Genomic DNA, 14,927 nt, shown 5'->3' with positions numbered 1-14,927 from the left:
CCCTGTTCTTCTGCCCTATTCAGGACATGCAGGGGGGTGATTGAGAGAATGCTGCCCAATGTCGTCCATACATAGCTTTCACCTTCTTTCCTGCCGAATCCATCATTCGATTGTTTCATGAACCACCATTAAGGGGGGAAATGGGATCATGTTTGAATGGAAGTCCCATATGACTGACCCGCTGAATGTTGTTGCATGATTGCCGCTTGATTTGAAACCCACACCTTCTCATTTTATACAAATGATGCAAATTGTCTATCAAAATAAAAAGCACCAGAATCATCTGGCGCCAATCCTGCTCTCAACCTTCGTTTACTGCTACCGCTTCCCGCAGCGCTTCAACCGATACCCGGTCAATAAATGTAGAAAATTTCTCCTTCTTTTTTCCATTCTCCTGAAAATACCGAATCAAATTCTGTACAAGCGGTATCAATTGCTCTTCTGTGACCGATGAAAGGAATAGCCGGGCGAGCTTGGCCTTCAATCCTTTGCTTTCTCCTCCCACGTAAATATCGAAGCTATCCTTCATTTTGACGACTGCGATGTCTTTCAGCAACGGCTCAGAGGTTCCCAGAGCGCAGCCGGCATACCCGATCTTTAACGGGGAGGGGACCGGATGGCCAGCCACTGCTTCATCCAACTTCTTCGCTGCAGCCATTCCGGCCTCTACTGCTCCCCGGCAAAAATGGCAGGTGATCAGATTTTTGGTGTAAAAACCGGCAGGCTGAATTTCCAGCCCGGCCTCTTGCAGTTTTTCCTTGATTTCTTCTTCGCGTTCTTCCTGCACTTCCACGTAAAGCTGTTTAAACGTCGTCAACTCAATTTTGGCGTCTTCGCCTACGATCGTACCGAGCACGGCCAACTGCTCCGGGCGAAAAATGGTTCCTCCCACCTCAAAACCGGGTGTAACCGCCAATTTCTTTTTCCCCATAAGCTGGTACCCCTCTTTCGCTTATATCCGATACGAGTATCTTGTTGATTTTTTCAGACTCTCGCCCTTTGCAGCCGCAGGGCATTGAGTACGACGGAGACAGAGCTTAAAGCCATCGCTGCACCGGCGATCCACGGTGCCAAAAGCCCGATCGCCGCGACCGGAATGCCCAGCGTGTTGTAGCCAAGCGCCCAGAACAGGTTTTGCCGGATGTTGCGCATCGTTTTGCGGCTCATGGAGATGGCGTCGGCAATGCTGTTCAGGTCACCGCGCATCAAAGTTACGTCGGCTGCTTCCATCGCGACATCTGTGCCGGTTCCGATCGCCATCCCGATATCTGCGACGGCAAGAGCGGGTGCGTCGTTGATCCCGTCGCCGACCATGGCCACTTTTTTGCCTTGTGCCTGCAGCTTTTTCACTTCTTCCGCCTTTCCTTCCGGCAGGACTTCTGCGAGCACATCATCAATGCCCACCTGCCCCGCGATGGCCTTTGCTGTACGTTCGTTGTCCCCGGTGATCATGATGACTTGAATGCCCATCTGCTTCAAGCGCGCAACGGCTTCTTTGGACGTTTCCTTAATCGTGTCGGCTACGGCCACCATGCCGGCGTATTGGCCGTCAATGGCGATCAGCATCGCCGTTTTCCCTTCTTGCTCCAGCTTCGACATGGTTTCAAACACATGCGCTGCTTCCACGTTGTATTTCGCCATCAGCTTGCGTGTGCCGGCGAGCACTTCTTTGCCTTCCACGACCGCGCGAATGCCGTATCCGGGAATGGCTTCAAACTCGTCTGTACCTGGCATGTCGATGCCTTTGGCCGCAATGCCGGAGACGATTGCTTCTGCAAGCGGGTGTTCCGAGTTCTTCTCGGCAGCACCGACGAGACGGAGGAAGGAAGCTTCATCGATGCGATCGGCAACGACATCCGTCAGTTCCGGTTTCCCTTTGGTCACGGTGCCTGTCTTGTCGAGGACGATCGCTTCGATTTTGTGCGTCGACTCCAAATGCTCCCCGCCTTTAAACAGCACACCAAGCTCTGCGGCGCGGCCTGAACCGGCCATAATCGATGTCGGAGTCGCCAAACCGAGTGCACAAGGACATGCGATGACCAGGATCGCGATGGCTTTTTCCAGCGAACCTGCGAAGTCTCCCGGGGTCACCAGGAAAAACCAGACCAGAAAGGCGACAAGGGCGATACCGACTACGATCGGTACGAAAATGCCGGAAATCACATCGGCGATCCGTTGAATCGGCGCCTTGGATCCTTGCGCCTCTTCCACGACCTTGATAATTTGCGCGAGGGCCGTCTCCTTGCCCACTTTTGTCGCCTTCACCTTCAGTCGGCCATTTTTGTTGATGGTCGCGCCAATGACGGTATCTCCCGCTTTTTTCTCAACCGGAATGCTCTCTCCGGTCAACATCGACTCATCGACAGCGGAAATCCCTTCGATGACTTCGCCATCCACCGGAACCTTTTCGCCCGGCTTCACCAAGACGACGTCCCCGACAATGACTTCCTCCACCGGGATGGTCAATTCCTGTCCATCGCGCACGACGAGGGCGGTTTTGGCCTGCAGTCCCATCAACGTCTTGATGGCCTCAGACGTGCGGCCCTTGGCCAGTGCTTCAAACAGCTTGCCGAGAATCACAAGGGTAATCAAGATCGCACTTGTCTCATAATACATCGCTGGAACGTTATGTGCTTCACCTAATGCCATCGCCCATTGAAGTGTTAAAAATAGACTGTAGAAGTACGCGGCCGACGTTCCAAGCGCCACCAGGACATCCATATTGGCGCTTTTGTTGCGAAGCGCCTTGTATGCGCCGACGTAAAACTGTTTCCCTACGTAAAACTGAACGGGCGTTGCCAGCACCAGCTGCATCCATGGATTCATGAACAGATCCGGCACCCAAATCCACGAAGTGAACGAAAAGTGGCCCACCATCGACCAAAGCAAGGGCAGCGAGAGGAGGCTAGAGATCAGCAGTTTGCTTTTTTGCCGGGCGAGTTCCTGTTTGCGGTACTCTCCCTGCTCCGCTTCTTCCTGTTTGGGAACCGCTTTGTAGCCAAGCTTCTCTACTTTCGTCTGCATATCGGATACAGATACATCGGCCGGATTGTACTCGACATGGGCCGTCTCTGTCGCGAAATTGACGGTGGCTTTTGAGACCCCGGGCAATTTGCCCAGCCCTTTTTCAATCCTCATCGCACAAGCAGCGCAGGTCATCCCGACCAGCTGCAGGTCGATGGAATCCTTCGCCGTGTCGTAGCCGAGCTTCTGGATGCGCTGTTCCATCTGGCCGACATCCACTTTTTTCGGATCGTAGACGACGGTTGCCCGTTCCATCGCAAAGTTTACATTTGCCTGCCCGACGCCTTCCATCTTGTTCAAAGCTTTTTCAATTTTTATGGCACAAGCGGCACAGGTCATCCCTGAGAGCTGCAGCGTCGTTTGTTTCATCTCATTGCTTACGGCTTCCATACTAGTCCCTTCTTCCGAGGCGGTCTTCTCGTTTGGTTAACTCAAACGACGGTATACCCCTGTTCTTCTATTGCTTCTTTGATCGCATCCAGGGTGATGCTTGCTTCGTCGTAATCCACCGTTACCGTACCGTTGGACAAATCCACTTTTCCTTTTGCTCCCAAATCCTTCATGGCACCCTCGATACTGTTTACGCAGTGAGCGCAGGACATTCCTTCTACTTTCAGGGTTACGTTTTTCATGGTTCATTTCTCCTTGTGTTTGGTATGGTTATTTCTCATGCAACCGGGCCGCTGATTCGGTTTATTTTTACCCGGTGTGTATGTTTTCTTTCCGAAGGCACTGCACAAGCCACCTGCAATTCTTCAAGGCAGAGTTCTTTATCTGCTGCCCTTCACCTCCTCTCTTCGATATTTACTATACCCCCCTATACTATATTTGTCAATAAGCTCTGCTACATTGTACGTAAAAATTTGTCAACAAAAAAACTTCCCTGCACAAAAAGGGAAGTCAGACTATATAGGCGCGGTATCGCAGAGATCATTGCTTTACATGACTTCGCGATTAAAGAGCAGTCCAGCCGCCGTCAATCACTTAGTGACAGACAGATCTTTCTTCCGCTGAGCCACCTGTTGTGACAAGCTGCCTTCGGTGGAGCAGGAGGTCAATAATCAACATTAGAATTTAACATAGCCTTCGTCAAAAGAATAAACCTCGCTGGCTTTCTTCATGATTCATCCATGTTTTATATAAACAAATTCACTTTTGCATGAGCAGCATCGCCAAGATACGCTGCCACTCCGGCATACTCCAGGCCGTCGATGAGCTCCTCCTGTTGCAAGCCCAAAAGATCCATCGTCATTGTACAGGCAACCAGTTTTACTCCTTGTTCCTGTGCTAATTCGATCAGCTGCGGCAGGGACAGTGCGTTGTGCTTTTTCATCACGTGTTTGATCATTTTCGGGCCCATTCCTAGGAAGTTCATTTTAGATAATCCCAGCTTGTTTGTCCCCCTGGGCATCATCCAGCCAAACGCTTTCTCAAGCCAGCCCTTCTTCACCTTGACCACTTCGTCTTTGCGCAGGGTATTCAAACCCCAAAACGTAAAGAAAATCGTTACTTCATGGTCATAGGCAGCAGCGCCGTTGGCAATAATAAATGCGGCGATGGCTTTATCCAGTTCACCGCTAAACAAAACGATCGTCGTTTTTTCGCGTTTCTTATCCATGTGAAGATCTCTCCTTTTGTGACTGTATGCCTGTCCCCCATTTCATTCATGGTCCTAGGAAAAAAAAAAGACTCTATACGCACAAAGAAAGTAGGGATATAATAAAACCAAGTATTTTAATCGGAAAATGGTGATTAATCCATGTTTGCCTTTTTGAATAAGGTTCTTCTTACACATACATGTGACACATGCAATCATTCCCTGGAAGCCATGCACACCACATTAGGCTATGTGAAGGTCTGCCCGGAAGGTCATTACCGGGAGGAAACCTACTACCATCTCGGAATACGGATTGTGTACGATGATTTGAAATAAGCGAACACGTTGATGGTGTTCGCTTATTTCTCTGCCTACTTCTTTCTTACAAAAAACGTAAAGACTCCATTTTCCTCTTCATGCTTCATCATTTCGTGGTTGGTTTGCTTTACCCAAGCTTGAAAGTCATTTACGGAACCTTTATCCGTTGCGATTACTTTCATCACCTGTCCCGGCTCCAGGCTGTCTAAAGCCTTTTTCGCTTTCACAATCGGCATAGGGCACGCCAATCCTTTTGCATCAACGACGATATCTGCTTGCATTTTTCATCTCTCCTGACGATTTAATTTGGGTTTATTTATCGTGAACCGCACAACGGTTTGGACCGATTTCCATTTCGCGCTGTTCTTCTTCGCTGGGGGAGAGTTTCCCCATATTCGTCTGGCGAATTTCTTGATAGGAATGGGGCTGCGGCGGCAAATTCTCCGTTACTGTTCTTCTGAATTCCGCTTCATCCTGGATATTTAAACCCGGATTCATCCGGAACAAGTCCCCCATCCGGGCAGCAACCCTGCCTCCCTCACCCAGTTCAGATCCTTTTCCAAAGTGGGCGGGAAGGACAATCAGCTCATCCGAAAGCTCCTTGTAACGTTTGTATAAGGTATTGCGCAGATCCTGGACCCAGTCCTCCGCTTTGCCGGCCAAGTCTGGACGGCCGATGGATGCGATGAACAAAATATCGCCTGTCAGCAAATACGTATCGTCTACCATCAAGGAAGTGCTGCCGATTGTGTGACCGGGAGAGTAAATCGGTTGGATCTTGATGGTGGTGTAGCCGACGGCAATCTCTTTGCCCTCGTTCAGTTTTTCGTAGCTGAACGTTACCTCTGCCGCATCTTTTGGCGGGAGCCAGTAGGCTGCCCCTGTTTTCTCGGCTAACTTTTTGCCGCCGGAAATATGGTCTGCGTGCAGGTGGGTGTCGATCGTATGCCTAATCGATACGTTCATCTCTTGGGCAAATTGCTCGTAAACTTCTGTCATTCGCGAAGTGTCAACGACCGCCGCCTCACCGTCAGAGATGACCATGTAAGACAGGCAGCCTTTGCCGATCCGAACGAACTGATAAATCGCACCGCCCGTTTTTAAGTCACCGATTTTAACGGGTTCCACATGCTCACTCCAGGCTTTCATCCCGCCTTCAAGATAATAGATATCGGATCTTCCGGCTTCGACGATTTGCTCCGCGACAAATTTGGATGAACCTTCTTTTGCGCAGACTACGAGCACTTTTTTATGTTGGGGAATCTTGTCCAGTACAGAGTCTACGCCCTCGAGCTGTTCAAAGTACGGAATATTGATGAACTCAATCTTATCTCCTTCGATTTTCCAATCGTTGAATTCACTCTCATTGCGTACATCGAGGATAAACCATTCTGCTCGATCGATAACGATCTGCGCCAGTTCTTTGGCAGACATTTTCTTCATGCCTGCGGCTGCGTTCATTGTCATAGCGATAACCTCCCTGCTTCAGAGTGTGATATACATATACCCCTATATGTATTATTATCTTGTACGAGACTGTTTGTCAACCATATGGGATTAAGATCCTTTACAGGGGAACATCATGTCAACAAGCCGCCAAATCCGTTGCAATCACGGTATTGGCGGCTTCTTTGGATATGAAGTGATTCACCTTCCGTTACTTATACATGCTCCAGATAACGCTCCTTCATCTGCGCGAGAACATCGTCCCCCGGCTTCTCCCAAATCTCCCGATTGAAGATCTCCACCTCGATCGGGCCTATGTAGCCGGAAGCCTCAACCGCCTTGCGGATGCGCTGGATTTCAATCACGCCATCCCCCATCATTCCCCTGGCCATCAGCAAATCCGGGGTTGGCACGATCCAGTCCGAGACGTGGAAACCGAAAATACGGCCGCTTGCACGGGCAATCTGGTTATACAGATCCGGATCCCACCAAACGTGGAAGACATCGACGATCACTCCAACATCTGTGGGGCTGTACTGCTCTGCCAGATCGTTTGCATGGGCCAGAGTCACAATCACCGAACGTTCCGCGGCGTACATCGGGTGAAGCGGCTCGATCCCCAGCCGCACACCGCACGCTTTTGCATACGGTACGAGCTGTTCGATTCCTTCCGCCACCCATTTTCGGGCACTGCCGATATCTTTGTCCGGAGCCGGCCCGCAGACGAGGACGAGGACCTCTGCTCCCAATTCCGCCGCTTCCTCCACGGCACGGCGATTATCATCCAGCCTCTTCTGGCGTTCTGACACGCTTGCAGCGGGAAACATACCACCCCGGCAGATACTCGAAACGCGGAGTCCTGCCTCACGAACGAGTTTTTTGCTTTCCGCAAGCCCCGTTTCGGCAATCTTATGCCGCCATAGGCTGATCCAAGGGATCTGCGCCTGGACGCAGCCATCCACCGCTTCGGACAGGCTCCAATGCTCAGTCGTAATCTGATTCAAGCTTAGGCGCTCGATCGTTTGCAGCTTTTCCATAAGGCCCTCCTATCTAATGCCCGCAAGAGCGAGGACGAGGCGCATGCGCTCGCTTGCCATTTCGGGATCGCGCAGCAGGCCAGCCTTGTCGGCGAGAACGAAAATTCCCGAAAGATGAACGACCGATCGTGCTCCCTCCGCCCCGCCGATCATCCGAAAATGAGACTGGTGACCGTTCAAATACGCCAGAAATACGATGCCTGTCTTATAGGCATAGGTTGGCTCCTGGAAAATGTGCCTGGATAACGGCACGGTCTTCTCCAGAATCGCCTCGTAAAGGCTTAGATCCCCTGCATCAAGAGCATGCAGTGCAGCGGCAGCCGCCGGGGCGATCGCGTCGAAGATTCCGAGCAGGGCGTGGCTGTACCCATGCTGGTCGCCCCGAATCAAGGCTGGATAGTGAAAGTCGTCCCCGGTGTACATCTTGACGTTGTCCGGCAGCAGTCTGCGCATTTTGATCTCTTTGTCTGCGTCCAATAGAGAGATTTTGATGCCGTCCACTTTGTCACGGTGTTCCCGAATGATCCGCAGGCAGACCGACATCGCTTCATCGACATCTTCACATCCCCAATATCCTTTCAACGCGGGATCAAACATGTCGCCCAGCCAGTGCAGGATCACCGGCCGGGACACCTGACGGAGAATTTTCCCGTAGACCCGATCGTAATCATCCGGCTGCTTTGCACAAGCTGCCAAAGCCCGGCTAGCCATCAAGATGATTTGCCCGCCTTTCTCCTCGACAAAGGAACACTGCTCTTCATAGGCTGCTTCCACTTCATCCAGCGTTACTCGTGCTCCCGGCATCAGATGATCCGTACCCGCCCCGCAGGCGACATGTCCTCCCACAGACCGGGCTTCCGTAATGGAGCGTCCGATCAGCTCTTGCGCCTGCTGCCAAGCAAGTCCCATCCCCCGCTGGGCTGTATCCATCGCCTCCGCGACCGAAAATCCCAGCGACCACAGATGATGGCGATACTGCATGGTCGCGCTCCAATCAATCCGGGACTGGTGCAGGGGATCGGCGTCCGCCAAAGGATCGCATACGACATGCGCCGCTGCAAAAGCGGTTCGACACTGCGGTTTTCCCGAGGGCAGCGCGAAGGAAGGGCCGTTTCCCGGTGCATACGCAAAAAGTGAGCCGTTCCGACCAGGCAATCTTATTTCCCGAGACATACTGATTCCCTCCTTACACGTCCAACTTGGGAACGTCGACCCAGCGGCGTTCACGCCAGGAAACAAGCCCTAATTCAGCCAGTTGCGTACCTTTGGCGCCTTCCAGCAGATCCCAGGGGAACGGGGTATCCGCAACCACATGCCTCAAAAACAGCTCCCACTGAATCTTGAAGGCATTGTCGAAGACCTGATTGTCCGGCACCTGCTGCCACTGATCGAAGTAATTCAACGGGCTTGGCATGTCCGGGTTCCATACCGGTCTTGGCGTGTTCACCCGATGCTGAACTTTGCAATCGCGAAGTCCCGCCACGGCGCTCCCCTCTGTTCCATCCACCTGTATTGTCAGCAGATCTTCCCTATTGACCCGCACGGCCCAGGAGGAGTTGACGTGCACGATTATCCCCCCCTCCAGTTCAAATGTGGCATAGGCCGCATCCTCTGCTGTGCATGGATACGGGTCTCCCTTTTCGTCCACGCGCCGGGGAATGTGGGTGACGCCGAGAGACGAGAGGGCGCGAACTTCCCCGAAGAGATTGTCCAAGACATACCTCCAGTGAGGGAACATATCCAAAATCATGCCGCCGCCGTCTTCCGCGCGATAATTCCAGGAAGGCCGCTGCCCTGGCTGCCAATCCCCCTCAAACACCCAATAGCCAAACTGCAGGTTAACGGACAAGATCCGCCCAAAGAAACCCGCATCCACAAGCCGCTTCAACTTCAACAGTCCGGGCAGGAACAGCTTATCCTGCACGACGCCATTCTTGATGCCCGCTGCACGGGCCAATCGGGCCAGTTCGAGAGAGTCTTCCAGATTGGAGGCGGTTGGCTTTTCGCAGTAGATGTGTTTTCCCGCTAAGATTGCCTTGCGAATGTCTTCGGCCCGGCGGTCGGTCGTCTGGGAATCAAAATAGATGACGTTATAAGGGTCTTCCAAACACTCCTCCAAATTGGTGCTGTAGCGTGCAAGGTTATGCGCCTCCGCTAACCCCTGCAGCTTCTGCTCATTTCTGCCGGCAAGGATCGGGTCCGGCATGATCACATCCCCGTTCGGCAGGGAAACGCCCCCTTGATTCCGGATGGCGACGATGGAACGGATCAGATGCTGATTGGTTCCCATTCGACCGGAAACGCCATTCATGATAATGCCAAGCTTGTGTACTGTCATACGATTTCTCCTTTCATGAAGCAATGGATATGATCAAACTGTACAAATTTCCATCAGGAGCGTCTTCCGAATAGCGGAAATGCGTTCTGAAAATTGGAACTCTAATTGACAGGTTACGGCGATATTTCTTCCAGCCGCTGTTCCTTGGTCTCAATTCCAAACAGTCCGAACAAAATGCCCCCGACCAGAGCGACAAGGCCGAAGCCCAGAAAAACGTAGGGTATGGAGGAATCCGTCAAAATGTAGCCGACAAACGTCGGGCCGATGATCGATGCCAGCCGGAGCCAGGCGGTGGCGATACTGGTACCCAGTGCCCGCATTCGTGTCGGATATATCTCGGGTGTGTATAAGTACAGCGCCATCGCAACAATCTGCACCCAGGCATAGCCGAGCGAGGCCCACAGCAGCACCTGGCCCGCTGATGTTGCCCCCAATAACCACAAAACCAGGAAGCAGGCGGCTCCGAACACCATCGAACCGGACAGCCACAGTTTTCGTCCGACCTTGTCGATCGTCATCGCACAAATGAACGCGCTTACAACACCCGCCAAAATCAAGATCAAACCGTAAAGCAATGACTGTTCCACGGAGAGATTGAAAACAGTCTTGAAGATAGACGGCACCCATGTGCTCACTCCGTAAAAGGCAAGATAAGAGGTAAACCAGATGGACCATACGACCAGCGTCCGTTTTCGGTAGATGCCTTGGAACAGTTCTTTAAGACGCGTTGCCCGCTGATGTTCTTTGATCGGCACGATGTTTGGCGCTGGCAGCTCCGTTCCTGTCCGCAGGCGAATCTGGTTCTCGATGAAGGTCATGGCTGCCTCTGCCTCCTTCTCTCTGCCGACTTCAGCCAGCCACCTCGGCGATTCTGGCAATGACCGCCTCATGTAGAGCACCAGCAAGGCAGGCAGTCCGCCGATGATAAAGATCCATTTCCATCCCATCACCGGAACAATAAAATAGCTGAGGATCGCTACCGCCAGCAGTCCGAAGGAAAAGATCAGTTCGTATAAGAGAACGAATTTTCCGCGCTTTCGGGCCTTCGTGATCTCGTTGATATAGGATGCCGCGATCGGAACCTCTCCTCCCAGGCCGATCCCCTGGATAAATCGGAACAGCAGCAAAGAACCAAAGCTCCACGAGGCTGCGACCAGAAAACTCATCATGGAGTAAATCAACACCGTCCACATCGCCATGCGCAGCCTGCCTACCCTTTCCGCAAAGATCCCGCAAATCACTGCGCCGATCAGCTGACCCAGAAAACCGATCGATATGACCAGCCCGATCTGTCCGGGGGTCAGGGAGAACTCTTTGATTAATACCGGGAGCGTATAGGCGATCGCCAGTGCGTCAAACGCGTCAAAAAAGGTGGCGGCCCCCACGATCATCCGCGCTTTTACTTGCCATTTCGTCAGCGGCAAGCGTTCAATTCTCGCTGAAATTTCTTCCAGCTTGGTTGGAGAATTCATTTTTTTCGCAACTTCCATTCATCCATCTCCCTTCAGGGTGCATTTTCTGAATTCGAAAACAATTTTATAAAAATACAGTCAATTCCGTCTTATCAAAAAAGGAACTGGACTCGCAAAATGAGAAGGAACCATCATGACAAAGCGTGCATCTCTCGAAATTTGTTCGGGGAAATCCCCATCACATTTTTAAACGATCGATAGAAGGTAGAGATGTTTTCAAAGCCCACCTCAAAACAAATCGTGGCGATGTCCTTGTCTGTCTCTACCAGCAAATCCTTTGCCCGGTCGATTCTGACATTGTTCAAGTATTGCATGGGCGTCGTCTTGAATCTATCTTTGAAAATATCATTTACATAACGGACACTGATCTCAAACAGTGCGGCCAGATCTTTGGTGGTGATATCGCTGAAATAATGGGTCTCCAGATAGGAACGCATGCGTTCAGCGCGAAGCGTGTTGGCGTCCGTATAGGAAACGGCTGTCCTGCTTCGCTCCAGCAGAATCAATACATTCAGCAAGGAGACGAGAATCGCGTAGGTAGAGATCCGGTCTTGATTCCGCTGTTCGAACAGCATTTTCTTTAGGTGAAGCTTGATTTCACTCGCTACGACCGGGTTTAATCCAAGCACGAACGACTCTTTTTTTAACAGGCGGAAGAAGTCTGGATTGATGATCGACGTTAAAGAATCTTCCCGAAACGACAGAACCAATACCGTCAGTCCGGAGTGGGATTCAATGGCGTGATTGGTGTAGGGAACGATGAAAGAGATCTGATTTTGACCAAAATGATGGGCTTTTTGCTCCAGGGTGATCGTACCCACGCCGTCGATGGCATACAGAATCTGGTAGATCTTATGATGGTGCTTTGCCACCAGCCCCCCATTTTGATGCTTGCTTTCATAGATGAAAAGTCCAGTTTCCGGCAAGATAAATTCACTGTAGGACATGCTTAACCACTCCATCTTTTTTCACTTTTTCTCATTCTAACAAGAAAAACCCGCCTTACGAGTAAGGGCGGGTATATTCTCAGTACAGCGAACAGCTCAGGCCGACAAACCGTTTTATCCCCTCCCGCAGCTGTTGTTCGTTCAGGTAGGAATAGCTCAGTCGCACCCATGACGTATACTCCCTAAGCGGATCGCAGATGGAACCAGGTACAAAAGTGATGGATTGCTCAATCCCTTTCCTTAAAAGACTATCCATCGGGATCGACTCAGGGAGCTTCATCCATAAATTAAAGCCTCCGCTAGGGCTGGACCAGTTCCAATCCGTGACAGACAATTCTTCTTCCATGATGTCCTTTCGAATAGTCAGTGCAATCCGAAGTTTCGCCAAGTGCTGCTGCAACCGTTCGGAAAAGAAATAGTGCAAAAAGATCTTTTGATTCAGCAGCGGTGCCCCGCTGTCCGATAGTGATTTCGCCTTGAGCAAAAGTTTCATCAAGGATGGACGGCATGCCACAGTGGCAATGCTGAGGCCGGGGGCGATGTATTTGCTGAAGCTGCGCAGATAGATGACAGATCCTTCCGTATCATAAGCAAAGAAAGGAAGTGGAGGTTCTTCGTCAAAATAGATATCGCGGTAAGGGTCATCTTCTATCAGTAGACACTGGTATTTTTTGGATATCTCCACCAATCGCTTCCGCTGCTCGGCAGGAACGGTGTAACCCGTCGGATTATGGAAGGTAGGGTTCATATAAAACAACCGCGGCTTATATCTTTGCATGAACATTTCCACCTGATCCAAGTCATAGCCGTACCGATGGATCTCGATCGGGATGATGTTAGCGCCTTGTCTTCTAAAGATATCAATGGCCGGACTGTAGGTGGGCCTCTCCAGTAATATTGTATCTCTTGCTTTTACCAGGACTCTGGCAATCAAATCAATGGCTTCCTGAGAACCGGATGTGATCAGCAATTCATCAGCAGACAGGTAGAAATGATACGCATGGATAAAATAACGGCACAGTGCTTCCCGCAGTTCCTGATCTCCCTGTGTGGTAGAGTAGGTTCCCAGCACTTTGGGATACAGATCAAACACTTTCTTCACGTATTCCGAAAAATAATGATTGGGCAAAAGATTAGGGTCGAGCAGTGCTTTGGAAAATTGATAGGCCGCCTGCACCTGATGGATTTCGGAGAGGTGGCTTTCATGTACGTAGGCAGAAACAATCGGGTCATGCTGTGAATTCACTGGCAGGATGCTGCTGGGTTGAACGTAATAGCCCGATTTATCTTTTACGTACACTTTTCGATTCTGTTTCAGCAATTGATACGCTTTAAAAACTGTCAGCCGATGCACATGGAAATCCGCAGCCAGCGTTCGGACAGAAGGAAGCTTTTCATGTGGCTTCCATTCTCCGCGAATAATTCTCTCCAAAAGATAGTCATAGACTTGTTCGAAAAGCTTATCTGAATGAGCGTTTGAGAGTACCTCCTTTTTCATCCATGCCACCCCCTTTTCCCCTATTATATAGGACTGAACCGAAAACTGTTCTGTTTCATCTCATCTGTTCTGCTCCTGCTCGTTTATGATGAAGAAAAAGGAGGAGTAGAAATGATACTGTTCAATTATTTGCTGATGTGTTTGATTTTTGGGACGACTTTTTTGGCCATCAAGGTAGGAATTGATGCAGGCGCATCGCCCTTTTTCTCAGCGGGCATTCGTTTTTTTTTGGCAGGCGCGATCCTGTTTTTATGGATGGCGTGGAGAAAAAAGGCAAGTGTATCGATTCTGCTCCGGAAGGAGATGTTTCTTACCGGGCTTGGATTAACCTTCGGTGTGTTTGCCTCCTTGTACTGGGCGGAACAGTATTTGAGCTCTGGGATCGCAGCAGTCTTATCGGCAACGGCTCCCCTCATGATTCTGCTGCTTCAGACCGGCCTTACTCGTCACAGTCTCTCCGTTACATCTTGGGCGGGCTGCCTCGTAGGATTAACCGGTGTGATCTTATTGCTTTTACCTGGTGTAACGATTTCGATTAACAAGTTTTGGATATATGGCTGTGCCGCGGTCCTCTTGGGCCAGGTCTTTTATTCTGCCGGTGCCGTGTATTCCCGCCGCGTGGTACAACGATTTCAAGATACATCACCGATCACTTTGAATGCAGCGCAGATGATGTACGGCGGAGCGATGCTTCTCGTTTTATCGATGTTCACGGAACCGGTGCACATGGAATCTATGCTGACCCCAAAGGCTGTCCTTTCGCTTTTATATTTACTTGTCGTTGGTTCCATGCTGGGTCACACCATTTTCTATTGGCTTGTAGCGAAAACCAATCCGGTGTTTCCATCCACTTGGCTCTACATCTCTCCATTGATTTCCCTTTGCCTGGGGGTCCTCTTATACAACGAGCCTCTCACATTGTTGTCGTTGGTCGGAGGGATCACGATCATCGTTGGAATCGTTCTGGTCAACATGGATAACTTGAGACAGTTAGTAGGCAAAAAACAAGCATTTGAAGTAAAGTGATCGAGGCAACAACGGGGATTGTCAAGGGCCCTTTCTGAAGAGATGTTCTCCTTCGGATGCCGTGAACGTTTTTCATGCGGCTTAAGCAGACATGTGTCCCGAAATGTAACATACCTGAGCCATGTTCCATACAAGGCTCAGGTATGTTGATTGGCTAACCCAAAATTTGACTGGGTACCTTTAGGTGACTTTCCCTACTTTGGCGATACGCAAGGATAAGTACT

The 14,927-nt window shown here is 50.7% G+C and carries 13 protein-coding genes; 1 reads left to right on the top strand and 12 read right to left on the bottom strand.

The annotated features are described in order from the left end of the window. Positions 1-301: 301 nt before the first annotated feature. From ACI7RC_RS12610 to ACI7RC_RS12555, 12 genes are all read right to left on the bottom strand, one after another. Positions 302-931, bottom strand: coding sequence for a nitrite reductase (locus ACI7RC_RS12610; RefSeq protein WP_408108598.1), 630 nt, complete (start codon positions 929-931; stop codon positions 302-304). A gap of 53 nt (positions 932-984) precedes the next feature. Further along, a complete protein-coding gene (locus tag ACI7RC_RS12605; protein ID WP_408108597.1) occupies positions 985-3,414 on the bottom strand; it encodes a heavy metal translocating P-type ATPase in 2,430 nt (809 codons plus the stop codon). A gap of 41 nt (positions 3,415-3,455) precedes the next feature. Next, the gene (locus ACI7RC_RS12600) at positions 3,456-3,656 is read right to left on the bottom strand and encodes a cation transporter (RefSeq protein WP_408108596.1); all 201 of its coding nucleotides are present in this window, start codon (positions 3,654-3,656) and stop codon (positions 3,456-3,458) included. 503 nt (positions 3,657-4,159) lie between these two features. Then, on the bottom strand, positions 4,160-4,642 hold the full coding sequence (locus tag ACI7RC_RS12595) for a DsrE/DsrF/DrsH-like family protein (protein ID WP_408108595.1): 483 nt from the start codon (positions 4,640-4,642) through the stop codon (positions 4,160-4,162). 350 nt (positions 4,643-4,992) lie between these two features. After that, positions 4,993-5,220, bottom strand: coding sequence for a sulfurtransferase TusA family protein (locus tag ACI7RC_RS12590; RefSeq protein WP_019119587.1), 228 nt, complete (start codon positions 5,218-5,220; stop codon positions 4,993-4,995). A gap of 31 nt (positions 5,221-5,251) precedes the next feature. Beyond that, the gene (locus ACI7RC_RS12585) at positions 5,252-6,406 is read right to left on the bottom strand and encodes an MBL fold metallo-hydrolase (protein WP_408108594.1); all 1,155 of its coding nucleotides are present in this window, start codon (positions 6,404-6,406) and stop codon (positions 5,252-5,254) included. A 194-nt stretch (positions 6,407-6,600) separates the two neighbouring features. Then, positions 6,601-7,422, bottom strand: a complete 822-nt coding sequence (locus ACI7RC_RS12580; protein WP_408108593.1) for a sugar phosphate isomerase/epimerase family protein — start codon at positions 7,420-7,422, stop codon at positions 6,601-6,603. 9 nt (positions 7,423-7,431) lie between these two features. After that, positions 7,432-8,595: a dihydrodipicolinate synthase family protein gene (locus ACI7RC_RS12575; RefSeq protein WP_408108592.1), complete on the bottom strand. Its 1,164-nt coding sequence runs from the start codon at positions 8,593-8,595 to the stop codon at positions 7,432-7,434. Positions 8,596-8,608: 13 nt separating this feature from the next. Further along, positions 8,609-9,760, bottom strand: coding sequence for a Gfo/Idh/MocA family protein (locus tag ACI7RC_RS12570; protein WP_408108591.1), 1,152 nt, complete (start codon positions 9,758-9,760; stop codon positions 8,609-8,611). A gap of 113 nt (positions 9,761-9,873) precedes the next feature. Beyond that, entirely contained in the window at positions 9,874-11,250 is a 1,377-nt protein-coding gene (locus ACI7RC_RS12565) for an MFS transporter (protein WP_408108590.1), read from the bottom strand. A gap of 113 nt (positions 11,251-11,363) precedes the next feature. After that, positions 11,364-12,179: an AraC family transcriptional regulator gene (locus tag ACI7RC_RS12560; RefSeq protein WP_408108589.1), complete on the bottom strand. Its 816-nt coding sequence runs from the start codon at positions 12,177-12,179 to the stop codon at positions 11,364-11,366. A gap of 79 nt (positions 12,180-12,258) precedes the next feature. After that, positions 12,259-13,677, bottom strand: a complete 1,419-nt coding sequence (locus ACI7RC_RS12555) for an aminotransferase-like domain-containing protein (RefSeq protein WP_408108588.1) — start codon at positions 13,675-13,677, stop codon at positions 12,259-12,261. 111 nt (positions 13,678-13,788) lie between these two features. Between ACI7RC_RS12555 and ACI7RC_RS12550 the strand changes: the two genes are divergently transcribed. Beyond that, on the top strand, positions 13,789-14,703 hold the full coding sequence (locus ACI7RC_RS12550) for a DMT family transporter (protein WP_408108587.1): 915 nt from the start codon (positions 13,789-13,791) through the stop codon (positions 14,701-14,703). Positions 14,704-14,927: the final 224 nt, after the last annotated feature.

Origin of the sequence: Brevibacillus sp. B_LB10_24 (assembly GCF_046036945.1) — a bacterium.
Lineage (GTDB): Bacteria > Bacillota > Bacilli > Brevibacillales > Brevibacillaceae > Brevibacillus_C.
Note: the sequence above shows the minus strand (reverse complement) of the source record. Positions and strands in the feature narration are given on the sequence as shown.